Genomic DNA, 26,833 nt, shown 5'->3' with positions numbered 1-26,833 from the left:
AGCGCAATAGTAAGTGTGTGGTTTTTGTATCTTTACGGTCAATCGGCAAGGTGTTAAATTGATCACGTTTCCAGCAATTTCCCATCTATCATTACTATTAATAAAACCACCGTTGGGGCGTGGAAACAAGTCTCCCTTCGTACACCAGAAAATCAGGCGAAACGTCTTGTACCTCTATATCGAGACACTGAAGCAACGACTGGACGCGATTAACCAACTGCGGGTTGATCGGGCGCTGTCGGCGATGGGCCCCGCGTTTCAGCAGGTATATACGCTGCTGCCTACCTTATTGCATTTTCACCATCCGCTGATGCCGGGCTACCTGGAGGGTAACGTTCCTCACGGGATCTGCTTCTTTACGCCGGATGAGCCACAGCAGAACTATTTGCTGCATCTGGAGCAGCGTGCGCCGGGTAGTATTCCACCGGTGACGGGGTCGGATCAGATGCCGATTACCGGACTGTACACCATGGGCAGCACCTCCTCCATCGGCCAGAGCTGTAGCTCTGACTTGGATATCTGGGTCTGTCACCACTCCTGGCTTGACGCCTGCGAGCGTAGTCAGCTGCAGCAGAAGTGTACGCTGCTGGAGGAGTGGGCGGCGTCGCTTGGGGTTGAGGTCAGCTTTTTCCTGATCGATGAGAACCGGTTTCGCCACAACGAAAGCGGTAGCCTGGGGGGGAGGACTGCGGCTCAACCCAGCATATTCTGCTGCTGGATGAGTTTTACCGCACCGCCGTTCGTCTGGCCGGCAAGCGTATTCTGTGGAGCATGGTGCCCTGTGAAGAGGAGGAGCACTACGATGAGTATGTGCTGTCACTCTACGCGCAGGGGGCGCTGACGCCCAACGAGTGGCTCGATCTCGGCGGGCTGAGCTCGCTGTCGGCGGAGGAGTACTTTGGCGCCAGCCTGTGGCAGCTGTATAAAAGTATCGACTCCCCCTACAAGGCGGTGCTGAAAACCCTGCTGCTGGAGGCCTACTCCTGGGAGTATCCCAATACCGAGCTGCTGGCGATGGACATTAAGCAGCGTCTGCATAAAGGGGAGATCGTCTCTTTCGGCCTCGATTCCTATTGCATGATGCTGGATCGGGTTACCCATTATCTGGAGCAGATCGGCGATCATGCCCGCCTCGACCTGGCGCGTCGCTGTTTTTATCTCAAGGTGTGCGAAAAGATGTCGCGCGCTCGCGCCTGCGTCGGCTGGCGTCGGGAGATCCTCAGTCAGCTGGTGGCTCACTGGGGCTGGGATGAGGCGCTGATCCGTTCGCTCGACAACCGCGCCAACTGGAAGATCGGCCAGGTGCGCGAGGCGCATAATGAACTGCTGGATGCGATGATGCAAAGCTATCGCAACCTGATCCGCTTCGCGCGTCGCAATAACCTGAGCGTCAGCGCCAGCCCGCAGGATATAGGGGTGCTGACCCGTAAGCTGTACGCCGCCTTTGAGGCGTTGCCGGGCAAGGTGACGCTGGTGAATCCGCAGATCTCGCCGGATCTGTCCGAGCGCGATCTGACCTTTATCTATGTGCCGATTGGGCGCGCCAATCGCAGCGGCTGGTACCTGTACAACCAGGCGCCGACCATCGACAGCATCGTCAGCCATCAGCCGCTGGAGTATAACCGCTACCTGAATAAGCTGGTGGCCTGGGCCTATTTTAACGGTTTGCTGACGGAAGAGACCCGTCTGCATATCAAGGCGAACAGCAGCCAGTGCGATCTGAACAAGCTGCGGGAGCTGGTGCGCGATGTCTCCAACCACTTCCCGCTGCGCCTCTCTGCGCCGACGCCCAAGGCGCTGTATAGCCCGTGCGAGATCCGCCATTTGGCGATCATTGTCAATCTGGAGCACGATCCTACCGCCACCTTCAGCAATCAGGTGGTGCACTTTGATTTCCGTCAGCTGGATGTCTTTAGCTTCGGCGAACAGCAGCAGTGTCTGGTCGGCAGCGTCGATCTGCTGTACCGCAACTCGTGGAATGAGGTGCGAACCCTGCACTTTAGCGGCGAGCAGGCGGTGCTGGAGGCGTTGAAGACCATCCTGGGCAAGATGCACCAGGATGCCGCGCCGCCGGAGGCCGTAGAGGTGTTCTGCTATAGCCGCCATCTGCGCGGGCTGATCCGCACCCGGCTACAGCAGCTGGTTTCGGAGTGTATCGATCTGCGCCTTTCCAGCCGCCGCCAGGAGCCGGGGCGCTTCAAGGCGGTGCGAGTGGCCGGCCAGACCTGGGGGCTCTTCTTCGAACGGCTGAGCGTATCGGTGCAAAAGCTGGAAAATGCGGTCGAATTTTATGGCGCCATCTCCAACAATAAGCTGCACGGTCTGTCGATGCAGGTGGAGACCGATCAGGCACACCTGCCGGCGGTGGTCGATGGCTATGCCAGTGAAGGGATCATTCAGTTCTTTTTTGAGGACGGCGAGCGCGACGGCTTTAATATATACATTCTGGATGAGTCCAACCGCGTCGAGGTGTATCACCACTGCGAGGGCAGTAAAGAGGAGCTGGTACGCGATGTCAGCCGCTTCTATTCGTCATCACACGATCGCTTTACCTATGGCTCCAGCTTTATCAACTTCAACCTGCCGCAGTTTTATCAGATCGTCACGGTGGCGGGGCGGGCGCAGGTGATCCCATTCCGCAGCAAGGCGATGACGCCGCCTGGCGCAGAGACGGAAGGCGACGGCGCCGCCGCGCCGCGCCAGCAGTTCAAGGTGTATTGAATCCCGTCTAGAGATCCAGCGCCACCGGCACACCGGCCTGGGCGCTGCATGCCTCATTCAGTACCTGATGAAGGGGCGCGCCGCTGCGTGAGCAGCGCCATTGTCCGTCACGGTAGTCAAAGTGGTAGCCCCCGGCGCGCGTCGCCAGCCAGATCTGGTGCAGAGGCTCTTGGCGATTAATCACGATTTTACTGCCGTTCTCAAAGCTCAGCGTCATGACGCCGCCGTTGGTCTCACAGTCAATATCCGCATCGCTCTGGCAGGCGTCCAGCGCCTCTTCCAGTGCCTGCATCAGCCCGTCGGCCAACAGATGAAACTCGCTGTCATTCATAATCATTTCCTATTGCTTTTCAGTATCCAACTGCGATTATAGAAAGCTTGAACCGAGGAATCACAGGCATTAATACAATGAACAGACAATTCCGTAGTGCGCTGTTGGTGCTGTGTGCCGCGACGCTGGGCGGATGCGGGCTGAAAGGGCCGCTGTACTTCCCCCCTGCGCAGCAGGCACCGGCGGCGCAAAAGGCGCCGGACGCCTATAGCGTGCAGGCGCCGTCCCATGAGCCGGCCGCCCAGACGCCGAATACGCAGACGCCGAATACGGCACCCGCCGCCGAGGTCGGGAAAGCCCACTGAGTTGCGCACCGTGTGCCAAGGGTAGACGTTTGCAGGTATTCATCAAGGGGTAGGGACATGCAGTTTGCCAAGATGCACGGGTTGGGTAATGATTTTATGGTGGTGGATGCCGTCACCCAAAACGTTTACTTTTCACCGGAGTTGATCCGCCGCCTGGCCGACAGGCATACCGGAGTCGGATTCGATCAGCTGTTGGTGGTTGAACCGCCCTACGATCCCGATCTGGACTTTCACTATCGCATCTTTAACGCCGACGGCAGCGAGGTCGCGCAGTGCGGCAATGGGGCGCGCTGCTTTGCCCGTTTTGTTCGGATCAAGGGGCTGACCAACCGGCGCGATATCCGCGTCAGCACCCAGAATGGCCGCATGACGCTGCACGTCGGCGAGGACGATCGGGTGACGGTCAATATGGGAGAGCCGCAGTTTGAGCCGGGGCGTATCCCGTTCAAAGCCGCCAAGGCGGAGAAAACCTATATTTTACGCGTGGCGCAGCAGACCGTGCTGTGCGGCGCGGTCTCGATGGGAAACCCTCACTGTGTCCTGCAGGTTGAGGACGTCAGCCAGGCTCAGGTTGAGCTGCTGGGGCCGGTGCTGGAAAGCCATGAGCGCTTTCCTGAGCGGGTAAACGTTGGCTTTATGCAGGTGGTCGAGCGCGGCCATATCCGGCTACGGGTATATGAGCGCGGCGCCGGCGAGACGCAGGCCTGCGGCAGCGGCGCCTGTGCGGCGGTAGCCGTGGGGATCCAGCAGGGACTGCTGGATGAGCAGGTGCAGGTTGATCTGCCCGGCGGTACCCTGCACATCCGTTGGCCGGGGCCGGGGATGCCGCTGTTGATGACCGGACCTGCCGCCCACGTCTATGATGGATTCATCCATTTGTAAACGGTAGGTAGCTATGAGCGAGAGGGATAGCCGCGACCTCCTTCAGCCGTCGCTGGCGGATGAGCAGGTTGTGGCCTATTTGCAGCAGCACCCTGATTTTTTTATTCGTAATGCCCGCCAGGTGGAGCAGATGATGATCCCGCACCCGGTGCGGGGAGCCGTCTCTCTGCTGGAGTGGCAGCTGGGCCGCCAGCGCCGGCAGATAGCCGTGCTGGATCAGGAGATTGAACAGCTCATCACGCTGGCGCGAGATAACGAGCGGCTGTTCGGCAGCCTGCTGGCGCTGCAGGGCCATCTGGCATCGGCGCAAGATATGGACGACTTTCTGCAGCGCCTACAGCGCTGGGCCCGTTCGCTGGGGCTGTCCGGTGCCTATATCCGTCTGTTCGCCGATCGCTGGCGCCTTGGCGCGCCGTCGCGCTTTTCCCACCTGGCGATCGCCCGGTCAGACGTAGAGCTGCTGCGCATTCAGCGCCTGGGCGATGCCAGCCACTATCTGGGGAGCCTGAACGGCCAGGAGCTGCTGCTGCTGCTGCTGCTGCCGCAGGCGCGCCACGTGGGGTCGGTTGCCCTCTCGCTGATGGGGGATTTCGCCGATCTGGGGCTGCTGGTGTTCACCAGCGCCGATGCACAGCACTATCAGCAGGGCATGGGAACGGCACTGCTGGAGCAGCTGGCGCGGCTGATCCCGCCGATGCTGACCCGCTGGATCGAGCGGCAATGACGCCCCTGCCCGAGGCGCTGAGTACGCCCGTCGCCGCGTTTCTGCAGATGATGCGCGTTGAGCGTCAGCTCAGCCCGCGTACGGTTGAAACCTATCGCCGCCAGCTGGCGGCGAGCGCGGCGCTGTTGCTCGAAGGCGGTCTCTGCGACTGGGCGGCGCTGGATACGACGCGGGTGCGTTCGCTGGTGGCGCGCAGCCGTCGTCAGGGACTTGAGCCGGCCAGTCTGGCGCTGCGCCTGTCGGCGCTGCGCAGTTTTTTGGACTGGCAGGTCAGCCGCGGCGCGCTGACGGCCAATCCGGCCAAAGGCGTCTCTGCGCCGCGCCAGGGGCGCCATCTGCCCAAGAACCTGGATGTGGACGACGTTAATCGACTGCTGGATATCGATGAGGGCGATATGCTGGCCGTACGCGATCGCGCGATGCTGGAGGTGATGTACGGCGGCGGTCTGCGTCTGTCGGAGCTGGTCGGCCTGGACTGTCGCCACGTCGATCTGACGACGGGCGAGGTCTGGGTGCTGGGAAAGGGCAGCAAAGAGCGCCGGCTGCCGGTGGGGCGAGAGGCGGTGCGCTGGCTGCAGAAGTGGCTGTCGCTGCGTTTGTCGCTGCAGCCGCAGGATGATGCGCTGTTTGTCTCGCGCCTCGGGGGGCGTATTTCACCGCGCAGCGTGCAGAAGCGTTTTGCGGAGTGGGGGGTGAGGCAGGGTGTGACCAGCCATATTCATCCCCATAAGCTGCGTCACTCCTTTGCTACCCATATGCTGGAGTCCAGCGGCGATCTGCGCGCGGTACAGGAGCTGTTAGGGCACGCCAACCTCTCGACGACGCAAATCTATACCCATCTCGATTTTCAGCATTTGGCTACCGTGTACGATGCCGCGCATCCGCGCGCCAAAAGAGGGAAAACCTGATGCACTTTTACCGCCCGTTACAGCGTCCTGCCGCGCTGACCTTTGACTTGGATGATACGCTGTACGATAACCATCCGGTGATTGTGCGCAGCGAGCAGGCCGCGCTGGATTTTTTACGCCGCCGCTTTCCCGCCCTGCAGGATTTCCAGAGCGCTGACTGGCAGCGCCTGCGCTCCGAACTGCGTGCCAGCGATCCGGAAATCTACCACGACGTGACCCAGTGGCGCTGGCGTACGGTGTACGAGGCGCTGTGGCGCGCCGGGCTGAGTCCGGCGTACTGCCACGACGGCGCCGATGAGGCGATGGCCCACTTTGCGCAATGGCGCAGTCGTATCGCGATCTCTTCGGGGACGCACCAGACGCTGAAGGCGCTGGCGGCGCGCCTGCCGCTGGCGGCGATCACCAACGGCAACGCCGACCCGGCGCGCTGCGGTCTGGGCGCGTACTTTCGCTTTGTGCTGCGCGCCGGGCCGGACGGGCGCGCCAAGCCCTACAGTGACATGTATCTGGCCGCCGCCCAGCGTTTGGGCCTGACGCCCGGGCAGATCCTGCACGTGGGCGACGATCTGACGACCGACGTCGCCGGCGCCGTGCGCAGCGGTATGCAGGCCTGCTGGGTGAACGATCGCGGTCGCTCGCTGCTGTGCGCCGCCGATGGGCGCCTGCTACCCCACGTCGAGATTTCGCGGTTGGATTCGCTGCTCGCACTGATATAATTCCCGACAGCTTCTGTATAAATCTCCAGTGAAATGGTGTCGATGGCGCCATTTTCCCAGCCAAAAGACGGTGCCTATGGACGTATCTGATCTGCTTGACAGCCTGAACGATAAACAGCGCGAGGCGGTAGCCGCGCCGCGCAGCAACCTGCTGGTGCTGGCCGGTGCAGGCAGCGGTAAGACCCGCGTTCTGGTGCACCGTATCGCCTGGCTATTGGCGGTAGAAAACTGTTCGCCGTTCTCCATCATGGCGGTCACCTTTACCAATAAGGCGGCGGCGGAAATGCGGCACCGTATTGAGGCGCTGATCGGTACCAGCCAAGGGGGGATGTGGATCGGCACCTTCCACGGCCTGGCGCACCGCCTGCTGCGCGCCCACCATCTGGATGCCGGCCTGCCGCAGGACTTTCAAATCCTCGATAGCGAAGATCAGCTGCGCCTGCTGAAGCGCCTGATCAAGGCCATGAATCTGGATGAGAAGCAGTGGCCAGCGCGCCAGGGCATGTGGTACATCAACGGCAAGAAAGATGATGGGCTGCGTCCGCAGCACATTGAAAGCTATGGTAATCCAGTGGAACAAACCTGGCTGCGCATCTATCAGGCCTATCAGGAAGCCTGCGATCGCGCGGGGCTGGTGGACTTTGCCGAACTGCTGCTGCGCGCGCATGAGCTGTGGCTGCATAAGCCCCAGATTCTGGAGCACTATCGCGCCCGCTTTAACAATATCCTGGTGGATGAGTTCCAGGATACCAACCGTATTCAGTATGCCTGGATTCGCATGCTGGCCGGTGACAGCGGCAGGGTGATGATCGTCGGCGATGACGATCAGTCGATCTATGGCTGGCGCGGCGCCCAGGTAGAGAACATTCAGAAATTTCTCGACGATTTCCCCGGTGCACAGACGATTCGCCTGGAGCAGAACTACCGCTCCAGCGGCAATATCCTGCGCGCGGCCAACGCGCTGATCGAAAATAACGATGGGCGTCTGGGTAAAAAGCTGTGGACGGAGGACGGTGAAGGGGAGCCGATTTCCCTGTATTGCGCGTTCAATGAGTTGGATGAGGCGCGCTTCGTAGTTAACCGAATCAAGGCCTGGCAGGATAACGGCGGCGCCCTGAAAGAGTGCGCCATCCTGTACCGCAGTAACGCCCAGTCCCGCGTGCTGGAGGAGGCGCTGCTGCAGGCGGCGACGCCCTATCGGATTTATGGGGGAATGCGTTTCTTCGAGCGTCAGGAGATCAAAGATGCGCTGGCCTACCTGCGCCTGCTGTCCAACCGTAACGATGACGCCGCCTTTGAGCGGGTGGTGAATACGCCGGTGCGCGGCATCGGCGATCGGACGCTGGACGTGGTGCGTCAGACGGCCCGCGATCGTCAGCTTACCCTGTGGCAGGCGACCCGCGCGTTGCTTCAGGAGCAGGTGTTTCCGGGGCGCGCCGCCAATGCGCTGCGCCGTTTTCTGGAGCTGATTGAGGCGCTGGCGCAGGACAGCGACGACCTTCCGCTGCACGTGCAGACCGATCGGGTGATCCGTGACTCCGGGCTGCGTCAGATGTATGAGCAGGAGAAAGGCGAGAAAGGACAGACGCGCATCGAAAACCTGGAGGAGCTGGTGACGGCAACGCGCCAGTTCAGCTATGAGGACGATGACGATCTGTCGCCGCTGCAGGCGTTTCTGTCTCATGCCGCCCTGGAGTCCGGCGAGGGGCAGGCCGATGCCTATCAGGACGCGGTACAGCTGATGACCCTGCACTCCGCCAAGGGGCTGGAGTTTCCCCTGGTTTTCATCGTTGGGATGGAGGAGGGGATGTTCCCCAGCCAGATGTCGCTGGATGAGGGGGGGCGGCTGGAGGAGGAGCGGCGCCTGGCCTACGTCGGCGTGACCCGGGCGATGCGTAAGCTGACCCTGACCTATGCGGAGAGTCGACGCCTGTACGGCAAAGAGGTGTATCATCGTCCGTCACGCTTTGTCGGCGAGCTGCCGGAGACGTGCGTAGAAGAGGTGCGCCTGCGTGCCAGCGTGACGCGCCCCGTCAGCCATGCGCGCATGGGGACGCCGTTAAGCCAGAGTGACAGCGGCTATCGTCTGGGGCAGCGCGTCACCCATGCCAAATTCGGCGAGGGGACGATTATTAACTTGGAGGGCAGCGGGGAGCATACCCGTTTACAGATCGCCTTTAAGGGCGAGGGGATTAAGTGGCTGGTCGCCGCGTATGCCCGCCTCGAGGTGCTGTAGGGATGACGCCGAGTTGTGCAAGCCTGTTGACAGGCTTTTTCCTGTCGGCGTAACATGCGCGCACGATTAATCTGTGAGGACATACGCCTTGGACACACCCAGTAGATGCTGGCTCATTGGACCCGTACGCGGGTACAACTTCTAAGGCTATCCACCGATGCTGATGGCCTTAGTGGTTGTCAGCGACCTTTAATGCGTCGCAGAGTCAGATCTTATATGGTCTGAAACAGGCAGGTGACGTATTCCCGGTTTGTTTCCCGTGCTCCATGCGTGATCCTGAAGTCACCGCAACGGAGTTAAAGCATGCTAAGTGCATTTCGTTTAGACCACGGTCGCTTATCCCGTATGGAGCTGGATGACACGGACCATCTCACGGCGTCGCTGTGGGTGGATCTGGTCGAGCCCGAAGAGGATGAGCGCCGGCGCGTACAGAGTGAACTGGGGCAGAGTCTGGCCACCCGCCCGGAGCTGGATGATATCGAGGCCTCCGCGCGCTTCTTCGAAGATGAGGATGGCCTGCATATTCACTCCTTCTTCTATTACGAAGATGCGGAAGATCACGCCGGTAACTCCACCGTCGCCTTTACCATTCGTGAAGGGCGTCTGTTTACCCTGCGTGAGCGCGAACTGCCGGCGTTTCGCCTATACCGGATGCGGGCGCGTAATCAGATGCTGGTGGACGGCAACGCCTATGAGCTGTTGCTGGATCTGTTTGAAACCAAAATCGAGCAGCTGGCCGACGAGATCGAAAACATCTACAGCGATCTGGAGAAGCTGAGCCGGGTGATCATGGAAGGGCAGCAGGGCGATGAGTATGACGATGCGCTCTCGACGCTGGCCGAGCTGGAGGATATCGGCTGGAAGGTCCGCCTGTGTCTAATGGATACCCAGCGCGCGCTGAACTTCCTGGTGCGTAAGGCGCGTCTGCCCGCCGGCCAGCTGGAGCAGGCCCGTGAGGTGCTGCGTGATATCGAATCCCTGCTGCCGCACAATGAATCCCTGTTTCAGAAGGTTAACTTTTTGATGCAGGCGGCTATGGGCTTTATCAATATCGAGCAGAACCGCATCATCAAGATCTTCTCGGTGGTCTCTGTGGTCTTCCTGCCGCCGACGCTGGTCGCCTCCAGCTATGGGATGAACTTTGAGTTTATGCCGGAGCTGAAGTGGTCGTTTGGCTACCCCGGCGCCATTCTGCTGATGATCCTGGCGGGCCTTGCGCCCTATCTCTACTTTAAGCGTAAAAAATGGCTCTGAGCCAGCGCGCCCTTTGGTGAATAACGGCCCCGCAGGGGCCGTTATTTTTTGTACATCTTCACGGGGAAAAATGCTTATCATAGCGTGACGTGATCGGTGCAGGAGGCGCGGTGGATCGTTTGGCGCACGCTGAACAGTGGAGCATATTGGCGGTCCTGTCGCTGGGGCTGGGGGGGCTATTTCTGTGGCTGCACCTGCCTGCGGCGCTGCTGCTGGGGCCCATGCTGGCCGCCGTCGCGATGGGGCTACGGGGGGCGACCATTCGGGTGCACCGACTGGCGATGCCGATAGCCCAGGCGATCCTCGGCTGTATGATCGCCCGCACGCTGTCGCTAGCGCTTCTGGCGCCGTTGCTGGATGACTGGCCCGTGGTCCTGCTGGTGCTACTGTGCACTCAGCTGTGCAGTGCGATCACCGGTTGGCTGCTGGTGCGCCTGAGCGATTTGCCCGGCCCCACCGGTGCCTGGGGATCGTCGCCCGGCGGGGCGTCGGCGATGGTGGCGATGGCGGGTGAGTTCGGTGCCGACGTGCGGCTGGTGGCCTTTATGCAATATCTGCGGGTGCTGTTTGTCGCGGCGGCGGCGGCGCTGGTGGTGCGGGTGGGCCTGGGCGATGCGCCGCAGGGGGCAGCGCCGGCTCTCCCCTGGTTTCCCGCGCTGGGGAGCGAGTTTGTTGCCACGCTGCTCCTCGCCGGCGGCGGCGCCTGGCTGGGACGCCGGCTGCGTATTCCCGCGGGGGCTCTGCTGCTGCCGATGCTGATCGGCGCCCTGTGTAACGCCACCGGTGTCATGACGCCGCAAACCCCGGAGTGGCTGCTGGTCATCGCCTATACCCTGATCGGTTGGCAGGTCGGCTTGCTGTTTACCCGTACGATCTTTGTCTTGGCGCTGCGCGCACTGCCGCAGATCATCCTGTCGATTGCGGCTCTGATGCTGTTTTGCGCGTTGATGGCCTGGGGGCTTACGCAGGTGCTGCCGATCGATCCGCTCAGCGCCTATCTGGCAACCAGCCCCGGCGGACTGGATACCATCGCCATTATCGCCGCCGGTAGCCAGGTGAATCTGGCCTTTGTCATGGCCCTGCAGATGCTACGTCTGTTTACCATTCTGCTGATGGGGCCGGCCGTTGCGCGCTGGATCTCACGTCATGCGGCCACAGCGCCGTAGGCGGCGCTGGGTATAGAGTGCATCGAGAATGAACAGCAGCAGCGCGCTCCAGATAAAGCCAAAGGCGATGAGCTTGTCGCGCGTCATCTGCTCGCCATAGCAGAGGGTCGCCAGCAGAAACATCAGCGTAGGGCCGAGGTACTGGAAAAAGCCCAGGGTAGAGAGACGCAGGCGGGTCGCCGCCGCGGTGAAACAGAGCAGAGGTACGGTGGTGACGACGCCGGCGGCGATCAGCAGCAGATTTAGCGACAGCGGATTTGCACCGAGGTGGCTGGTGGGAGAGTCGGCCGCGACAAACAGGTAGTACAGCGCCAGTGGCAGCAGCCATAGGGTTTCCATCAGCATGCCGCTCTGCGCATCGATGGCGATCTTTTTGCGCAGCAGACCGTAGAAGGCAAAGCTGAAGGCCAGCCCCAGCGAGATTACCGGTACGGAGCCGAACTGCCATAGCTGAACCATGACGCCGACGATGGCCAGCGCGACCGCCAGCCACTGCATCCGGCGAAAGCGTTCGCCGAGAAACAGCATCCCCAGCAACACATTGACCAAGGGATTGATAAAATATCCCAGGCTGGCCTCCAGCATGTGGTTATGATTGACGGCCCAGATATACAGCAGCCAGTTGCCCCCGATCAGGCAGGCGCTCAGCGCCAGCAGGGCAATTTTGTAGGGCGTATGGCGCAGGGCGTAAAGCTGGCGCCAGCTGCGGCCAATGGCCAGCAGGATCAGCATAAAGAAAAATGACCAGATGATGCGATGGGTCAGGATTTCCGTGGCGGGAACCTGTTGCAGCAGTTTGAAGTAGATCGGGGCGATGCCCCAGATTAAATAGGCTGCCAGTGCCAGAATGACCCCCTGGCGGGTGTGCTGTGTGTCCATGTTCTTTTTCCGCGCTTCCCGCTGAATGTAGCGAGGGAGTGTACTGTATTTTTCATTTTATGCTCAGGGCTAAAATGGCGGTGCAGCGATGTCGCTGGGCGGTGGCGAACGGCGCCATGGTCAGGCGTGTTAATGGCTCCACCTGGGATGAGCGCGGCAGATTGGCTGCCCGCGGTGGGCAGAGTACTTCAGAGAGCGATGTAGTGATGAAAGCGTTAAAAAAATATTTAATGGCCGGAGTGGCGGCGTTGCCACTGGTCGCGCAGGCGGCGCCGAGCGTGAGTGAAAGCGGTGTGGCTCCCGCGCTGAGTGATAATGAAGGGGTGATCGCCAACATGCTGCGGCATTACGATAACCCGTTTACTCTCTATCCTTACTCCACCAACTATGTGCTGTATACCCAGACCAGCGACATTAATAAAGAGGCCATCAGCTCTTACGACTGGGGCGATCAGGCTAAAAAGAATGAGATTAAGTTTCAGATTAGCCTGGCATTCCCTATCTGGCGCGGTATCGCCGGCGACAACTCAGTGCTCGGCGCGGCTTACACCCAGCAGTCCTGGTGGCAGGCGTTTAACCGCAGCGAATCCTCACCGTTTCGCGAAACCAACTATGAGCCGCGCCTGTTTTTAGGCTGGGCGACCGACTATCCCCTGTTCGGCGGCTGGGTGCTGCGCGATATCGAGGCGGGCGGGGTGCACCAGTCCAATGGCCGGTCGGATCCGACCTCGCGCAGCTGGAACCGCGTCTATACCCGTTTCCTGGCGCAGAACGGAAATTTTCAGGTTCAGCTGATGCCGTGGTATCGCATCCCGGAGAGTCCGAACAAGGACGATAACCCCGATATTACCAAGTACATGGGCTACTACGAGGCGGAGATGGGTTACCGTCTGGGCGAGAGCGTCTTCAGCCTGCGTGGGCGCTACAATTGGAACAGCGGCTATGGCGCGGCTGAGTTCGGCTGGAGCTATCCGCTGACCCGCCACGTCCGTTTCTATACCCAGCTGTTCAGCGGCTACGGCGAGTCGTTAATCGACTATAACTTCCGCCAGACCCGCTTCGGCGTCGGCGTCATGCTGAACGATATCCTGTAACGCGGGACAAAACCGGCGCGTACGCCTAAAATAGCGCCGGTGTTTTTTATGGTTTGCGGGGAGTAGTGTGGCAACGGCAGCGGTCATGAATACAGAGAGGCTGGCAGAGGGGGTGCTTAAAGACACCTTCGGCTATCAGCAGTTCCGCCCGGGACAACAGGCTATCGTCGAGGCGGCGATCGCCGGGCGCGACTGCCTGGTGGTAATGCCGACCGGGGGCGGAAAATCCCTGTGTTACCAAATACCGGCGTTAGTACGGGATGGGTTGACCATCGTCGTTTCTCCGCTGATATCCCTGATGAAGGATCAGGTCGATCAGCTGCAGGCTAACGGGGTAAACGCCGCCTGCCTGAACTCGACCCTGAGCCGTGAACAGCAGCAGGCGGTCTATGCCGGCTGCCGCAGCGGGGAGATCCGTCTGCTGTACATCGCCCCAGAGCGGTTGATGATGGATAACCTGCTGGATACGCTGCCGCAGTGGAATCCCACGCTGCTGGCGGTTGATGAGGCGCACTGTATCTCCCAGTGGGGACACGATTTTCGGCCGGAATACAGCGCGCTGGGGCAGATTAAGCACCGTTTCCCGCAGATGCCGGTGATCGCGCTGACGGCAACCGCCGATGACGCGACCCGCCAGGATATCCTGCGCCTGCTCGATCTGCGCGATCCGCTGGTGCAGGTCAGCAGCTTTGACCGCCCCAATATCCGCTATACCCTGATCGAAAAGTTTAAGCCGCTGGATCAGCTGTGGCACTTTGTGCAGTCGCAGCGCGGGAAGTCAGGCATCATCTACTGCAACAGCCGCGCCAAGGTGGAGGACACCGCCGCGCGCCTGCAAAGCCGCGGTCTGAGCGTCGGTGCGTATCACGCTGGGCTGGACAATGGCCGCCGCGCCGAGGTGCAGGAGGCGTTTCAGCGCGATGATTTGCAGATTGTGGTGGCGACGGTGGCCTTTGGCATGGGGATCAACAAGCCCAACGTTCGCTTCGTGGTGCACTTTGATATTCCGCGCAATATCGAATCCTACTATCAGGAGACCGGGCGTGCCGGGCGCGACGGGCTGCCGGCGGAGGCGCTGCTGTTTTACGATCCGGCCGATATGGCCTGGCTGCGCCGCTGTCTGGAGGAGAAGCCAGAGGGCGCACAGAAGGAGATCGAGCGTCACAAGCTGAATGCGATGAATGCCTTTGCCGAGGCGCAAACCTGTCGTCGTCTGGTGCTGCTGAACTACTTTGGCGAGGGGCGACAGGAGAGCTGCGATAACTGCGATATCTGCCTGGATCCGCCCAAGCGCTACGATGGCCTGCTCGATGCGCAGAAGGCGCTGTCGACCGTGGCCCGCGTCGGGCAGCGTTTTGGCATTGGCTATGTGGTCGAGGTGCTGCGCGGCGCCAACAGCGCCCGTATCCGCGAATGGGGGCACGATAAGCTGTCGGTCTACGGCATTGGCCGCGAGCACAGCACCGAGCACTGGGTGAGCATTCTACGCCAGCTGATCCACCTGGGGCTGGTGACGCAGAATATTGCCCTGCACTCGGCGCTGCAGCTGACGGAGGCGGCGCGCCCGGTCCTGCGGGGAGAGGTCGCCCTCCAGCTGGCGGTTCCCCGGGTCATCAACCTCAAGGCGCGCAGCAGCGCACAGAAGAGCTATGGCGGCAACTATGACCGCAAGCTATTTGCCAAGCTGCGCAAGCTGCGTAAGGCGATCGCCGACGAAGAGAATATCCCGCCCTACGTCGTGTTTAACGACGCGACGCTGCTGGAGATGGCGGAGCAGATGCCGCTACGGGCGGGCGATCTGCTCAGCATCAACGGCGTTGGCCAGCGTAAGCTGGAGCGCTTTGGCGCGCCGTTTATGACCCTGATCCGCGAACATCTGGATGAGGGGCAGGGCTAGAGACGATCAGCGGCACTTTTGCAGCGTTATCCGCCACTCCGCGCCGGCGGCGATGCGCTGCTTTTCGGCAAAGCTGTCCATATTTAGCGCGACGGCGATGTTGAGCAGGCTGTTGAGATAGACCCGCGGTTGTTCCGGTGGCACATCGGCGAAGCTGTGCACATCGGGCGCGTGCCCCTGATAGCGCGCCAACCCTGTTGGGCTATCGTGATGCACAGCCGATCGTTGAGCGCGATCCCCGCCTTTTCCAGCATCTCATCCCCGATATTGCTCCATAGATTGCCATACTGAACGTCCAGAATGGCAATGGCGCCGCTGACTTTCCCCGGCTGCCACTGCGCCTGCTGATAGGGAATTTCGGTTATCTGGTTCGGCAAGCGTGGGCTAACCTGCTCGAAACGGATAGCGCCCGAGGCCAGCCGAGCACCGGTATAGGCGTACACATCGCGGCCGTGGAAGGTATATGACTTTTCCGATCCCTGCAGCCGGTTGGTCTGCTCATCGATCTCGCGCACGCTGTCGATCCTCAGCGTCTGGGCGACCAACGTCAGCGTGCCATTATCCGGCGAGACGAAAAACTGGCCGTTTTTGGTCTTCAGCACCACGGAGCGACGCGCACTGCCGACGCCCGGATCGACCACGCTGACAAAAACGGTGCCTGTCGGCCAGTAACGGGCGGTCTGAGGTAGCCGGTTGGCCGCCTGCCAGATGTCGTAGGGGGGATCTCATGGGTCAGGTCGAAGAGGTGAATCTGGCTATCGACGCCGAAGGCGACTCCTTTCATCGCGGAGACGGCGCCATCCTGCAGGCTGAAGTCGGTCTGCAGTACCAGCGCCAGCGCGCCATGGAGATAGAGCGTGCCGCGCAGCAGCAGGGTGAGCCGGATGATGCGCATGATTTTTTCCTCATTCCTTGAGTAACGTGGTAGCCCGCGCGGTGAGGGGCGGACTCGCGCTGTCCAAATAATGGACAGATCGGTTATTCATCAGTGCGCACATTATTTGTCAACGATGTTAGCATGGAGAAATCCTACTCCATGAGTTACCTCACATGATGCTGTTTCTGACCGTCGCGGTAGTCCACCTGCTGGCGTTAATGACGCCGGGACCTGACTTTTTCTTTGTTTCACAGACGGCGCTGAGCCGTTCCCGGACCGAGGCGCTGCGCGGCGTTGCCGGTATTTCGCTGGGGATCGTCATCTGGGCCGGCGTGGCGCTGATGGGGCTGCATCTTCTGTTAATGAAGATGGCCTGGCTGCACAGCATCATCACCGTCGGTGGCGGACTGTATCTGTGCTGGATGGGGCTGCAGATGCTCCGCGCCGCCCGCCGTCCTCAGGGCGATGCCTTACAGGGGATGGCATCGCTGCACGGCGGCGCCTTCTGGCGCGGTTTCCTGACCAACCTGTCCAACCCCAAGGCGGTGATCTATTTTGGCTCGGTCTTCTCCCTGTTCGTCGGCGATGAGGTCACCGGCGGTCAACGCGTCGGGCTGTTCATCCTGATCGTCAGCGAAACCTTTATCTGGTTCAGCCTGGTGGCGTCGGTATTTGCGCTGCCGGTCATGCGGCGTGGCTATCAGCGCATGGCGCGTTGGATCGACGGCGCGGCGGGGACGCTGTTCACCGCGTTTGGCCTGCACCTGATCCTGAGTCGTTAATGCGTCAGGGGCTGTCGCGTCAATAGAAAAACGGGGCGCGAATATCGCGCCCCGTCGTGTTTCAAGCGTTGGGCTTACAGCGCCATGAAGAACAGCATCCCGACCACGGCGCCGGTGGTGCCGAGGATGGTTTCCATGACAGACCAGGTTTTCAGGGTCTGGGCTTCGGTGGCGCCGGTGAACTTACCGTACAGCCAGAAGCCGGAGTCGTTGACGTGGCTCAGGACGATGGAGCCGCCGGCGATGCAGACGGACAGGGCCGCCAGCTGTGCGCCGCTGTAGCCCAGCTCGCCGATGACCGGCAGTACCAGGCCGACGGTAGTCAGACAGGCGACGGTCGCAGAGCCCTGGATGACACGTACCGCGGCGGCCAGGACGAAGCAGGCAACGGCGATGGGCAGACCGGCTCCGATCAGGGAGTTACCCAGCGCAGGGCCAACGCCGGAATCCACCAGAACCTGCTTGAACACGCCGCCGGCACCGGTGACCAGCAGAATGATACCGGCGGGTTGGATGGCCGCGGAGCAGATGTCCATCACCTTCTCTTTGCTCATGCCGCGGCGGATGGCCAGGCCATAGGTGGCGACCAGGCAGGCCAGCAGGATGGCGGTGAACGGATGGCCGATGAACTCCAGCCACTTGTACAGCTCGGATCCCTGCTCCACGAAGCGGGCGCCGATGGTTTTTAGGCCGACCAGCACCAGCGGGAACAGTACCAGTGCCAGGCTGAAGCTAAAGGAGGGCAGCTGACCTTTGCCCAGGCTTGGCTCCTGAATATCTTTCGGCAGCGCCAGGGTGACGTGCTTGCTGATGAAGTTACCGTACAGCGGGCCGGCCAGAATCATACCTGGGATGGCGGCGCACAGGCCGATCAGGATCATCCAGCCATAGTCGGCACCCATCTGGGAGGCCAGCAGCATCGGGGTTGGCCCCGGCAGCAGGAAGGCGGCGGCCCCGGCTACGCCGGCAAACAGCGGGATGGCCAGCTTGACCACGTTGCCACCGGTGCGGCGCGCTACGGCGAACACGACGCCGATCAGCAGTACGATAGCGACGTCAAAGAACAGCGGCAGGGCGCACACCAGACCGGCGATGCCCAGCGCGTAGTGGGCGCGCTTTTCACCAAAGCTCTTCAGCAGGCGGGCGGCGATCTGATCCAGTGCACCGGTTTCGTGCAGGATTTTACCGAACATGGCGCCCAGCGCGACCACGATAGAGAGGAAGCCCAGCGTGCCGCCCATTCCGTTTTGCATGGTCTGGGCAATTTTATCGATGGGCATACCGGAGAAGATGCCGGCGCCGATAGAGACCAGCATCAGGGCCACAAAGGCGTGCATGCGCGCCTTCATGACCAGGAACAGCAGCAGCAGCACGGAGCCGACTGCGGTCATTACGAGGGTTAGCGTACTCATCGTCGGTGCTCCTAGGCAATGATGGATTTAATGGTATTCAGGGTGTCGGCCACCACGCTGTCCAGCGTCTGGCTGATATCGATGGCGTACACGTCGCGCTCTTCGGCCGTCGGCTCTTCCAGGGCCGCAAACTGGGAAACCAGCATCTGCGGTTTGAAGAAGTGTCCCTTGCGCGCCAGCAGACGGCTTTCGATCAAGGCGAAATCACCCTGCAGGTAGATGAATGAGAGGTTAGTGTTACCGTCGCGCAGCATGTCGCGGTAGCGCTTTTTCAGCGCCGAGCAGACGATCAGCGAGACGTCGTTGGTGCGCTGCATGGCGAAGACCGCATCGTTGAGGGCCTGGAGCCACGGTGTGCGATCGTCATCGTTCAGCGCGTGGCCGTCGGCCATCTTGCTGATGTTGGCGCGCGGGTGAAGGAAGTCGCCGTCCAGAAAGGCGGCGCCCAGCCGTTGGGCGACGGCGCTGGCGACGGCGGACTTGCCGCTGCCGGAAACGCCCATCAAAACAAAGACGTGTTTTTGCTGTTGGCTTTCGCTCATGCTGTATTCCCCGGTGGGCGGCAAGTCGCCGCGCAATCTAATGTTACTGGTAACTGTTATGGGTAACATTCTCTGGTGCGCTGGAGAAATTAGCAACGAATGTTAAATGGTATGATTAATAACTGTGATGCTACTCGCAGTTGTTAGGGAGATGTAGGCCGAGCGCTCCGCGAACCGGCAACCGTGATCACGTCGGAGCGCCGTGGTACGCGAGAGGAGCTAAATGCTGCCGCCGTGCAGCAGGGTAAAGCCGACGTCGACGGCGGCGGCCTCGGCGCTGTGCTCACCGCGCAGGCGCGCCAGCAGACGTTCGGCGGCCAGCTGGCCCATGCGCTGACGCGGGGTGAGCACGCTGGCGAGCTGCGGCTCCATCACCTGGCCAATATCGTGTCCATGGAAGCCGGCGATGGCCATATCCTGCGGGATACGCAGTCCCAGGCGTTGACACTCAAAGGCTGCGCCAACGGCCAGGTCATCGTTGGTACAGAAGATGCTATCCATATCGGGGTAGCGCTTCAGCGCTTCACGCAGCAGTTCGCCGCCGACGGAGTAGGAGGAGCTGCGTGGGATCATGACGCTGCGCGGCGTCAGGTCGGCGGCGCGCATCGCCGCCTCATAGCCCCGCTGCTTCATCACCGTACGTTCATCGAGCCGGGCGCCAAAGTAGACGGTGCGGCGGTGGCCGCGCGCGATGATGGCCTGGGTCATTGCTCGTGCGGCCTCAACGTTGTCGAAGCCCACGGCCATATCGAGGCAGGGGGAGACACTGTCCATCAGCTCGACTACCGGGATGCCGGCGACCTCGATCATCTTCAGGGTACGCGGGGTATGGTCGCGCTCGGCCAGAATCAGCCCGTCGATGTTGTAGGAGAGCAGGGAGGTAAGGCGTTCCTCCTCCTTTTCCTTGCGGTAACCGTAGTGGGCCAGCATGGTTTGGTAGTGGTGCTGGTCGGTGACGCTTTCGATGCCGCGCAAAACCTCAGCGAAAACCTGGTTGGTTAGCGAGGGCAGCAGCACGCCGATAGCGCGGCTGGTCGCGTTAGAGAGAATATCGGGCGCCCGGTTGGGAATATAGCCCAGCTCATCCAGCGCCGCGGCGATCTTGCCGCGCAGAGGCAGCGAAACCAGCTCGGGGTTGCGCAAGTAGCGGCTGACGGTCATTTTGGTGACGCCGACGCGATCGGCTATATCCTGCAGTACTGGGCGCTTTTTCTTCATTTTCAATGAAATATACACTCTTTATCGGAGGGCATCAGTGTAGCAAAAAATCAGTCGTCGAGCATGGGGCGCGCATGGTTTTCTAGCCGCTCGTCCTGGACGTGCGACGCGTAGGCGGCGAGTAAAAAGGAATGGATCTCATTTGTTGCTTGACTCTGGAGTCGACTCCAACGTGTAGAATTATCCGTAATAGTAAGACTGGTAATGATGCGAGGAGGAACCGATGACCCATAAACACATTCACCCCGGCGGGTCCGATGCAGGCTGTGGCTGCGGCCATCAGCATGCGGCGATGCAGCACGGCTGCAGCCGTCCGGCGCACGGCACGCTGAAGATCAGTATGGCGTCGCCGTTGACGCCGGCCGCCGACGGCGCCTGCTGTATGGCGGCCCACGACCATGATGGCGTCGAGGAGGACGCCGATCCCCACCCCTTGCCTCCCCTGGCGTCTGGGCGCCAGCGCTTCAGCTGGCGGGTGGAGGGGATGGACTGTCCCAGCTGCGCCCGCAAAATAGAAACGGCGGTCGCCCAGATTAACGGGGTGGAGCGCGCCTCGGTCCTGTTCGCAACCCAGAAACTGGTGGTGGATGCCTCGCGGGATCTCTCCCCGGCGATTGAACGGGCGGTGCGCCAGGCGGGCTTTAGCCTGCAGTCCGTGGGCGCCAAGCGGGCGGAGAGCGCCGCGCTGCGCTGGCATGAGGTGATGCCGCCGATCGCGCTGGCGCTGCTGATGCTACTGAGCTATGGGCTGACGCTGGTTGACCCGTCGCTGGGCCGGGTGGCCTTTATCGCGACAACGCTGGTCGGGGTGGCGCCGATCATGCTAAAAGCCGTGCGCCTGATGCGCAGCGGCAGCTATTTCGCCATTGAAACCCTGATGAGCATTGCCGCGCTGGGGGCGCTGTTTATCGGGGCGACGCAGGAAGCGGCGATGGTCTTGCTACTGTTCATGCTGGGCGAGCGCTTGGAATCCTATGCGGCCAACCGGGCCCGCAAAGGGGTCAGCGCCCTGATGGCGCTGGTGCCCGATGAGGCGGTGGTGATAGAACAGGAGCGGCGGCGCACGCTGGCCGTCTCCGCGCTGCGTCCCGGCATGGAGATCGAGGTTGCACCGGGCGGTCGTCTGCCCGCCGATGCCGAGCTGTTGCTGGAGAGCGTGAGCTTTGATGAAAGCGCGTTGACCGGCGAATCGCTGCCGGTCGATCGTCAGCCGGGGGCGCGGGTGCCGGCCGGCGCGCTGGTCGTCGATCGGGTGTGCCGGCTGCGGGTGATCTCACAGCCCGGACAAAATGCCATCGATCGCATTCTGCAGCTGATCGAAGAGGCCGAGGAGCGCCGTGCGCCGATCGAGCGGTTCCTGGATCGCTTTAGCCGTTACTATACGCCGGCGATCATGGCGCTGGCGCTGCTGGTGATTCTGATTCCGCCGCTGGCCTTTGCCCAGCCCTGGGATACCTGGATTTACCGGGGGCTAACGCTGCTGCTGATCGGCTGTCCCTGCGCGCTGGTGATCTCAACGCCGGCGGCGATCACCTCCGGTCTGGCGGCGGCGTCACGTCACGGTGCGCTGATTAAGGGCGGGGCGGCGTTGGAGCAGCTGGGGCGCGTGCGCACTATCGCGTTCGATAAAACCGGGACCCTGACGCAGGGGATGCCGCAGGTGAGCGGCGTATTCAGCGTTGAGGGCGTGTCGGCTGAACGGCTACTGACGCTGGCGGCGGCGGTGGAGGTGGGCTCCCACCATCCATTGGCCAAGGCGGTGATCCTGGCCTGCGAGCAGCGTGGCCTGCCGGTGGTGCAGGCTCAGGCCCGTCAGGCACAGGCCGGTATCGGCGTCGCGGGAGAGGTCGACGGCGTAGCGGTACAGGTTGCGGCGCCGAGTCGCCTGGCGCCAGAGACGTTGTCAGAGGCCCTGCTGACGCAGATCGTGGCGTGGGAGGAGCTGGGGCAGACGGTCGTGACGGTCCTGCGAGATGGCGTAGCCATCGGGGCGATCGCCATGAGCGATACGCTGCGCCCGGACGCCGTTGAGGCGCTGGATGCGCTGCGGGCGCTGGGCATTGAGGCCGTGATGCTGACGGGAGATAACCCGCGCGCGGCGGCGGCGATTGCCGGTTCTCTGGGGATCGATTTCCGGGCCGGGCTGCTGCCGCAGGATAAGGTGCATCAGGTGGAGGCGCTCAGCCGCCGGGCGGATACCGCGATGGTCGGTGACGGGATCAATGACGCGCCGGCGATGAAGGCGGCCAGTATCGGTATCGCCATGGGCGGGGGGACGGACGTCGCGCTGGAGATGGCGGATGCGGCGCTGACTCATAATCGCCTGACCGGGCTCGCGCAGATGATCGCCTTATCGCGGGCGACCCACGCCAACATCCGCCAGAACATTACGCTGGCGTTGGGACTCAAAGGGGTCTTCCTGATCACCAGCCTGCTGGGGATCACTGGGCTGTGGCTGGCGGTGCTGGCTGACTCTGGCGCCACGGCGCTGGTGACGGCGAATGCGCTGCGCCTGTTGCGCCGCCGTTAAGTCTGTCTGGGTAATAATTAACGTGCGTATCGTTACCGGGGAATGATACGCACGTTATGTTGCACGAAGTTACACTCATTTACTGCTATACTCCGCACCCTGCTTTTGTTTCCACTCACTTTATAACGCTTAACAATATGAATAATCGTGCATTGCTGTCCTGTCTTTCCGGCGTGCTGATGAGCGGTGTTGCCCATGCGGCCACTCAGGATAATACCACCGAGCTCAGCAGCACCCTTCCCACCTACTACGGCTTGCCCCAGTCGCAGGCCCATGCGGCGGACAGCGTGCCAACGGCCCAGACGTCGGCGCCAGAGGCGCAAAAGAGCTCGATTCTGCCGATTTGGGGCGACGAGGCGCGCGCGCGCGGCTACGATCTGCCAGAGCCTTTCGGTATTAATATTAACTATATGAATATGCGCCAGAATATCGTGGTGGATAGCATTAGTTTTAGCGGGTTGGGCTGGGATAGCTATTCGCTGCCTACGGATCTGTTCAATATTAAGGTGGGGAGTACCCGCCAGCGTAGCGTGACTCAAACGATTAAGTTGGATGCGTGGGTGCTGCCTTTCATGAACGTCTACGGCATCGTCGGCAAGACGCGCGGTAGCTCATTGTCCAAGGTCTCTGTCGATGCCGATCCCAGCCAATATAAGCCATTTAGTATGGATGGGATCATCGCACAAATAGTACATGGTATGAATAAGAGCGGACAGCTGCGCGATCTGGATTTCCAGCTGAACTTTAAGGGCACCACCTACGGCGCCGGTACGGTGCTGGCCGGCGGCTACGGCAACTGGTTCGGCCTGGTGGATATGAACTATACCCAGACCCGCTTCGATATTCTCGACGGCAGCATCGACGCCTTTACCCTGTCGCCGCGCGTCGGCTACCGCTTCACTACCCCCGGCATCGGCGCCGTCGGCCTGCCGGACGGCAAGCTCAGCCTGTGGGTCGGCTCTATGTATCAGGATGTGCAGCAGGAGTTTAAGGGCAGCCTCAGCGATCTGTCGATGCCGGGCGGATTATCTGCGCTGATGGCGATTGCCAATCAGCAGGGTCAGGGCCGTTTCGATGTGCGCCAGCATTTATCGTCGCCATGGAACGTACTGATTGGCGCACAGTATGAAATCACTCGTAACTTTAACCTGACCACGGAGGTGGGCTTTGCCGAGCGCAATAGCTTCTTTGTCTCCGGAGAGTACCGCTTCTGATGTGCCGCCCCCTGATGACGCTGGCGCTGGTCTACGCGCTCTCGCCGCTGGCGGGACAGGCGGCACTGTTGCCGACGCGTGCGCAGATCGATGAGTGGCTGGGGCATCTGGGCGGCGACGATCGCTTCGATCCGGACAAAGGGATCGACTGGGGGTACTGCCGGGGCCGTTTTTCAATCCCGAACTGGGGCTGGGGATCGGCGCCGCGGTGGCCGGGCTGTATCGCCCGGATCCCTCGGACACCACCAGCCAGAACTCCAGCATCACGCTGAGCGGCTACCTCAGCTCTACCGGCGCCTTTGGGCTGGGAGTCCGCAGCTATAGCTTTTTTGACCACGATCGCTGGCGTATCTTTGTCACCGGTGGGATTAGCGATACGCCAACCTACTACTGGGGGCAGGGCTTCCGCGCCGGGGCCGACGACGACGGTCGGCAGAAATACACGGCACAGTCGCTGCGGCTACAGCCGGAGGTGCTGTACCGGATAGCGTCTCAGACATACCTCGGCGTTGGCTGGTCGCTGTCGGCGATGCATGCCGCCGATGTGAAGCAGACGGATCGCCTGGCGCAGATTCGCGATGGGCGTACGGTATTCAGCTCCGGCCCCAGCCTATCGCTGCAGTATGACAGCCGGGACTTTGTGCCCAATCCGCGCCGGGGGATGCTGGCGAGCCTGCGCTACACCCACTATACGCCGGAGACGGGCAGCGATACCCGCTTTGATAACCTGACGACCCGCTTCAGCACCTACCACGCGCTGGATGAGACCCGCGTGCTGGCCTGGGAGATCGACGGTGAGTTCACCCAGGGGATGGTGCCGTGGAATATGCTGCCGTCGCTCGGTGGCGATCAGCGGATGCGGGGTTACTACCAGGGGCGCTACCGCGATCGTAATCTGATTAGCTCACAGCTGGAGTATCGGCAGAAGCTGAGCTGGCGCCACGGCGTGGTGGCCTGGGCCGGCGCCGGTACGATGGGGCCAAACGTCAGGGAGCTGGGCAGCAGTCGCTGGCTGCCCACCGTGGGGGTCGGCTACCGCTTCGCCTTTAAGCCAGGTATTAATATTCGTTTGGACTATGGCATTGGTCGCGGCAGCAGCGGCTTTTATTTTCAGGTAGGAGAGGCATTTTGATGGCGGTGGTCCGGAGATGGTGTGCAGCGCTGCTGGCCTGGTGCGGCGCGGCAGGGGCGTTTGGCCTGCCGATGAGCCTTGATCTGGCGCAGCTGCAGCCCCTGCAGGCGGCTCATGCCTGGCCGGTGAGCGCGCCTTTGCCGCCGCCGGATGGGCTGCGCCCCTGCTGTGCCTTCGGCTATGATCTGAACGCCGAGGCGCTGGGCGTCCCCATTCCCTTTTACCGTTTGAACAATGTGGTTGAGGCGGATGCGCTGGGTGGCCATCGCTACAACGATAGCCTGTTTGGCGCGCTGGCCAGTTTGGCCGGCCTGGGCAGTGAACGTAATGGCCTGATATATACGCGCCGCGGTGGCTTCTTGGATCTGGCGCATGTTCGCGATAGCGCGGATATGACGGTATACATCTTCAGCCATCTGTACCCGCGGCTAGGGCAGGCTTTCCGCCTCGACCTGGGCGACGAGCTCGCGCGGCGTCAGCTGGTGTTTTCTGCCTTTACGCCGCCGCATGAGGCGCGGGAGCGCTATACCCTCGCGGCCTATTTAGCCGCCCGCCTGGCGTTTGAGGTGGCTGCCTGGCACGAGGTTGCCCAGTGGTATGGCTATGAGTCTATCCCCGGCTTTTCGGAGGGGGTCTCGGCGTTTTCCCCGGAGGATCTCTATTCCAATCTACTGGGGACGCGACTGGCCTTGACGCTGATCCTGAATGGACATACGGCCTCGCTGGGGCAATACAGCGCGGCGCTGACGACGCTGCTGCCGCAGGCGCTGTGCCAGCTGCAGGCGCAGCCCGCCATATTGACGCGTTTTCAGTTTGATATGCTGGATGGCAAATGGTGGGACAGCCGTCAGGCCGTGCCGCAAAAGTTTCTGGTGCTTAAGCGCAACTATGATACCCGTGACGATCGCCTGCCGACTTCGATTTCCGGGGAGTTGACGCCGCCGCTGCGTCTGATGCTGCCGGGGCAGGTGCACCGTTACGATCTTGCCAAGCTGGCGGAGCTGCGCCTGCTGCCGGGCGCGTCAATGAAACGCCTGCCCGTTCCGCCGCACTATTACACCTGGCGTGACTTCGGTCATTTGGCGGCATTTGCCCAGGCGCAGGATACGCTGCAGCTTTCGCGTAAGCGTTAGAGGCGATACCGATACTTGTTCGCGCTGTATTTGACCAGATGTAAACCCACTCTGGGCGGCGGTCGGCGTCGCCCTTGGGTAGAATAGCGCCCATCAACTGCATCGAATGGATCTCTTCCGTGTTTCTACTGCTGGCGACCACGCTGCTGTGGGCCTTTTCGTTTAGTCTGATCGGCGTGTATTTGGCCGGCCAGGTCGATAGCTGGTTTGCCGTGCTGGCGCGGGTTGCGCTGGCGACGCTGGTCTTTCTCCCGTTTCTGCGCTGGCGTGGGGTGCGCCCGCGTCAGGCGCTGGCCTATATGCTGGTGGGCGCTTTTCAACTGGGGCTGATGTACCTGTTCTACTATCCCGCGTTTCTGTATCTGACGGTGCCAGAGGTGCTGCTGTTTACCATTCTGACGCCGCTGTATGTCACGCTGATTTACGATCTGCTACAGGGGCGACGCCTGCGCCCAGGCTATTTGGGCAGCGCGCTGCTGGCTGTGCTGGGCGCGCTGATCATCCGCTATAACCCGCTCAGCTCACAGTTTTTACTGGGTTTTGCCCTGATCCAGGGGGCCAATCTCTGCTTTGCGCTGGGGCAGGTGGGATACAAACGTCTGATGGAGGTGATGCCGCTGCCGCAGCATCGCGCCTTCTCCTGGTTTTATCTGGGGGCGCTGATGGTTGCGCTTCCGGCCTGGTGGCTGTATGGCAATCCGCATAGGCTGCCGGCTGCGCCGCTACAGTGGGGAATTTTGCTGTGGCTGGGCATCGGTGCCTCTGGCCTGGGGTACTTCATGTGGAACTATGGCGCTACGCAGGTGGATGCCGGTACGCTGGCCATCATGAATAATGCGCTGATCCCGGCGGGGCTGCTGGTGAATCTGGCTATCTGGCA

The 26,833-nt window shown here is 61.4% G+C and carries 19 protein-coding genes and 4 pseudogenes; 17 read left to right on the top strand and 6 right to left on the bottom strand.

Going from position 1 to position 26,833, the window contains the following annotated elements; all coding sequences use genetic code 11:
* Window positions 1-166: 166 nt before the first annotated feature.
* Window positions 167-2,721: pseudogene (locus QY76_RS02245) on the top strand (class I adenylate cyclase).
* A 7-nt stretch (window positions 2,722-2,728) separates the two neighbouring features.
* Here QY76_RS02245 and cyaY read toward each other — a convergent pair.
* Entirely contained in the window at window positions 2,729-3,052 is a 324-nt protein-coding gene (gene cyaY, locus QY76_RS02240; protein WP_034164543.1) for an iron donor protein CyaY, read from the bottom strand.
* A 77-nt stretch (window positions 3,053-3,129) separates the two neighbouring features.
* On the opposite strand from cyaY, the gene QY76_RS02235 reads away from it, so the two are divergent.
* The 8 genes from QY76_RS02235 (at window position 3,130) to QY76_RS02200 (ending at window position 11,243) form a co-directional block, all read left to right on the top strand.
* A complete protein-coding gene (locus tag QY76_RS02235) occupies window positions 3,130-3,357 on the top strand; it encodes a lipoprotein (RefSeq protein WP_034164544.1) in 228 nt (75 codons plus the stop codon).
* Window positions 3,358-3,414: 57 nt separating this feature from the next.
* A complete protein-coding gene (gene dapF, locus QY76_RS02230; RefSeq protein WP_034164545.1) occupies window positions 3,415-4,239 on the top strand; it encodes a diaminopimelate epimerase in 825 nt (274 codons plus the stop codon).
* A gap of 13 nt (window positions 4,240-4,252) precedes the next feature.
* The gene (locus QY76_RS02225) at window positions 4,253-4,963 is read left to right on the top strand and encodes a DUF484 domain-containing protein (RefSeq protein WP_045426483.1); all 711 of its coding nucleotides are present in this window, start codon (window positions 4,253-4,255) and stop codon (window positions 4,961-4,963) included.
* On the top strand, window positions 4,960-5,871 hold the full coding sequence (gene xerC / locus QY76_RS02220; protein WP_034164548.1) for a tyrosine recombinase XerC: 912 nt from the start codon (window positions 4,960-4,962) through the stop codon (window positions 5,869-5,871). The genes QY76_RS02225 and xerC overlap by 4 nt, the downstream gene beginning before the upstream one ends.
* Window positions 5,871-6,587, top strand: a complete 717-nt coding sequence (yigB, locus tag QY76_RS02215; protein ID WP_045426480.1) for a 5-amino-6-(5-phospho-D-ribitylamino)uracil phosphatase YigB — start codon at window positions 5,871-5,873, stop codon at window positions 6,585-6,587. Before xerC ends, yigB begins: the two co-directional genes overlap by 1 nt.
* Before the next feature lie 76 nt (window positions 6,588-6,663).
* On the top strand, window positions 6,664-8,823 hold the full coding sequence (gene uvrD, locus QY76_RS02210; protein ID WP_034164551.1) for a DNA helicase II: 2,160 nt from the start codon (window positions 6,664-6,666) through the stop codon (window positions 8,821-8,823).
* Window positions 8,824-9,126: 303 nt separating this feature from the next.
* Window positions 9,127-10,077 carry a magnesium/cobalt transporter CorA gene (corA, locus tag QY76_RS02205; protein ID WP_034164553.1) on the top strand — a complete coding sequence of 317 codons (951 nt, stop codon included), beginning with the start codon at window positions 9,127-9,129 and terminating at the stop codon, window positions 10,075-10,077.
* Window positions 10,078-10,187: 110 nt separating this feature from the next.
* Window positions 10,188-11,243, top strand: coding sequence for an AbrB family transcriptional regulator (locus QY76_RS02200; RefSeq protein WP_034164554.1), 1,056 nt, complete (start codon window positions 10,188-10,190; stop codon window positions 11,241-11,243).
* On the opposite strand, the gene rarD is transcribed toward QY76_RS02200, so the two are convergent.
* Complete coding sequence (gene rarD / locus QY76_RS02195) at window positions 11,217-12,122, bottom strand: EamA family transporter RarD (protein WP_034164555.1); 906 nt, start codon at window positions 12,120-12,122, stop codon at window positions 11,217-11,219. The genes QY76_RS02200 and rarD overlap by 27 nt on opposite strands.
* A gap of 206 nt (window positions 12,123-12,328) precedes the next feature.
* On the opposite strand from rarD, the gene pldA reads away from it, so the two are divergent.
* Together pldA and recQ are read left to right on the top strand one after the other, a co-directional pair.
* A complete protein-coding gene (pldA, locus tag QY76_RS02190; RefSeq protein WP_034164556.1) occupies window positions 12,329-13,216 on the top strand; it encodes a phospholipase A in 888 nt (295 codons plus the stop codon).
* A gap of 67 nt (window positions 13,217-13,283) precedes the next feature.
* Window positions 13,284-15,113: an ATP-dependent DNA helicase RecQ gene (gene recQ, locus QY76_RS02185; protein ID WP_034164557.1), complete on the top strand. Its 1,830-nt coding sequence runs from the start codon at window positions 13,284-13,286 to the stop codon at window positions 15,111-15,113.
* Between the two features lie 6 nt (window positions 15,114-15,119).
* Here the strand turns inward: recQ and QY76_RS02180 are convergent.
* Window positions 15,120-16,008: pseudogene (locus QY76_RS02180) on the bottom strand (S-adenosyl-l-methionine hydroxide adenosyltransferase family protein).
* Window positions 16,009-16,163: 155 nt separating this feature from the next.
* Between QY76_RS02180 and rhtC the strand changes: the two are divergent.
* Complete coding sequence (gene rhtC / locus QY76_RS02175) at window positions 16,164-16,772, top strand: threonine export protein RhtC (RefSeq protein WP_034164558.1); 609 nt, start codon at window positions 16,164-16,166, stop codon at window positions 16,770-16,772.
* Between the two features lie 74 nt (window positions 16,773-16,846).
* Here rhtC and gntU read toward each other — a convergent pair whose 3' ends face one another.
* From gntU to gntR, 3 genes are all read right to left on the bottom strand, one after another.
* Window positions 16,847-18,184 carry a gluconate transporter gene (gntU, locus tag QY76_RS02170; protein WP_034164559.1) on the bottom strand — a complete coding sequence of 446 codons (1,338 nt, stop codon included), beginning with the start codon at window positions 18,182-18,184 and terminating at the stop codon, window positions 16,847-16,849.
* A gap of 11 nt (window positions 18,185-18,195) precedes the next feature.
* Window positions 18,196-18,726, bottom strand: coding sequence for a gluconokinase (gntK, locus tag QY76_RS02165; protein ID WP_034164560.1), 531 nt, complete (start codon window positions 18,724-18,726; stop codon window positions 18,196-18,198).
* A 219-nt stretch (window positions 18,727-18,945) separates the two neighbouring features.
* Window positions 18,946-19,944, bottom strand: coding sequence for a gluconate operon transcriptional repressor GntR (gene gntR, locus QY76_RS02160; protein WP_034164561.1), 999 nt, complete (start codon window positions 19,942-19,944; stop codon window positions 18,946-18,948).
* A 223-nt stretch (window positions 19,945-20,167) separates the two neighbouring features.
* Here gntR and QY76_RS02155 point away from each other — a divergent pair, with 223 nt between their 5' ends.
* The 5 genes and pseudogenes from QY76_RS02155 to QY76_RS02135 all read left to right on the top strand — a co-directional run.
* Window positions 20,168-22,474, top strand: a complete 2,307-nt coding sequence (locus QY76_RS02155; protein WP_045426477.1) for a zinc/cadmium/mercury/lead-transporting ATPase — start codon at window positions 20,168-20,170, stop codon at window positions 22,472-22,474.
* 137 nt (window positions 22,475-22,611) lie between these two features.
* The gene (locus tag QY76_RS02150; RefSeq protein ID WP_034164564.1) at window positions 22,612-23,688 is read left to right on the top strand and encodes a hypothetical protein; all 1,077 of its coding nucleotides are present in this window, start codon (window positions 22,612-22,614) and stop codon (window positions 23,686-23,688) included.
* Window positions 23,688-24,820: pseudogene (locus tag QY76_RS02145) on the top strand (BamA/TamA family outer membrane protein). The gene QY76_RS02150 and the pseudogene QY76_RS02145 overlap by 1 nt, the downstream one beginning before the upstream one ends.
* Window positions 24,820-25,953 carry a DUF4056 domain-containing protein gene (locus QY76_RS02140; protein ID WP_034164567.1) on the top strand — a complete coding sequence of 378 codons (1,134 nt, stop codon included), beginning with the start codon at window positions 24,820-24,822 and terminating at the stop codon, window positions 25,951-25,953. Before QY76_RS02145 ends, QY76_RS02140 begins: the two are co-directional and overlap by 1 nt.
* Before the next feature lie 119 nt (window positions 25,954-26,072).
* A pseudogene (locus QY76_RS02135) lies at window positions 26,073-26,831 on the top strand (carboxylate/amino acid/amine transporter); the annotation flags it as partial.
* Between the last annotated feature and the right edge of the window lie 2 nt (window positions 26,832-26,833).

The sequence above is a fragment of the Edwardsiella sp. EA181011 genome, from assembly GCF_000800725.1.
Taxonomy (GTDB): Bacteria; Pseudomonadota; Gammaproteobacteria; order Enterobacterales; family Enterobacteriaceae; genus Edwardsiella; species Edwardsiella anguillarum.
Note: the sequence above shows the minus strand (reverse complement) of the source record. Positions and strands in the feature narration are given on the sequence as shown.

Bases quoted from the DNA above. Each gene is read 5' to 3' on its own strand.
- gntR (WP_034164561.1), bottom strand. From the start codon at position 19,944: ATGAAGAAAAAGCGCCCAGTACTGCAGGATATAGCCGATCGCGTCGGC.
- gntU (WP_034164559.1), bottom strand. From the start codon at position 18,184: ATGAGTACGCTAACCCTCGTAATGACCGCAGTCGGCTCCGTGCTGCTG.
- corA (WP_034164553.1), top strand. From the start codon at position 9,127: ATGCTAAGTGCATTTCGTTTAGACCACGGTCGCTTATCCCGTATGGAG.
- QY76_RS02150 (WP_034164564.1), top strand. From the start codon at position 22,612: ATGAATAATCGTGCATTGCTGTCCTGTCTTTCCGGCGTGCTGATGAGC.
- QY76_RS02140 (WP_034164567.1), top strand. From the start codon at position 24,820: ATGGCGGTGGTCCGGAGATGGTGTGCAGCGCTGCTGGCCTGGTGCGGC.
- QY76_RS02155 (WP_045426477.1), top strand. From the start codon at position 20,168: ATGACCCATAAACACATTCACCCCGGCGGGTCCGATGCAGGCTGTGGC.
- gntK (WP_034164560.1), bottom strand. From the start codon at position 18,726: ATGAGCGAAAGCCAACAGCAAAAACACGTCTTTGTTTTGATGGGCGTT.
- QY76_RS02225 (WP_045426483.1), top strand. From the start codon at position 4,253: ATGAGCGAGAGGGATAGCCGCGACCTCCTTCAGCCGTCGCTGGCGGAT.
- pldA (WP_034164556.1), top strand. From the start codon at position 12,329: ATGAAAGCGTTAAAAAAATATTTAATGGCCGGAGTGGCGGCGTTGCCA.
- rhtC (WP_034164558.1), top strand. From the start codon at position 16,164: ATGATGCTGTTTCTGACCGTCGCGGTAGTCCACCTGCTGGCGTTAATG.
- rarD (WP_034164555.1), bottom strand. From the start codon at position 12,122: ATGGACACACAGCACACCCGCCAGGGGGTCATTCTGGCACTGGCAGCC.
- QY76_RS02235 (WP_034164544.1), top strand. From the start codon at position 3,130: ATGAACAGACAATTCCGTAGTGCGCTGTTGGTGCTGTGTGCCGCGACG.
- dapF (WP_034164545.1), top strand. From the start codon at position 3,415: ATGCAGTTTGCCAAGATGCACGGGTTGGGTAATGATTTTATGGTGGTG.
- xerC (WP_034164548.1), top strand. From the start codon at position 4,960: ATGACGCCCCTGCCCGAGGCGCTGAGTACGCCCGTCGCCGCGTTTCTG.
- uvrD (WP_034164551.1), top strand. From the start codon at position 6,664: ATGGACGTATCTGATCTGCTTGACAGCCTGAACGATAAACAGCGCGAG.
- yigB (WP_045426480.1), top strand. From the start codon at position 5,871: ATGCACTTTTACCGCCCGTTACAGCGTCCTGCCGCGCTGACCTTTGAC.
- cyaY (WP_034164543.1), bottom strand. From the start codon at position 3,052: ATGAATGACAGCGAGTTTCATCTGTTGGCCGACGGGCTGATGCAGGCA.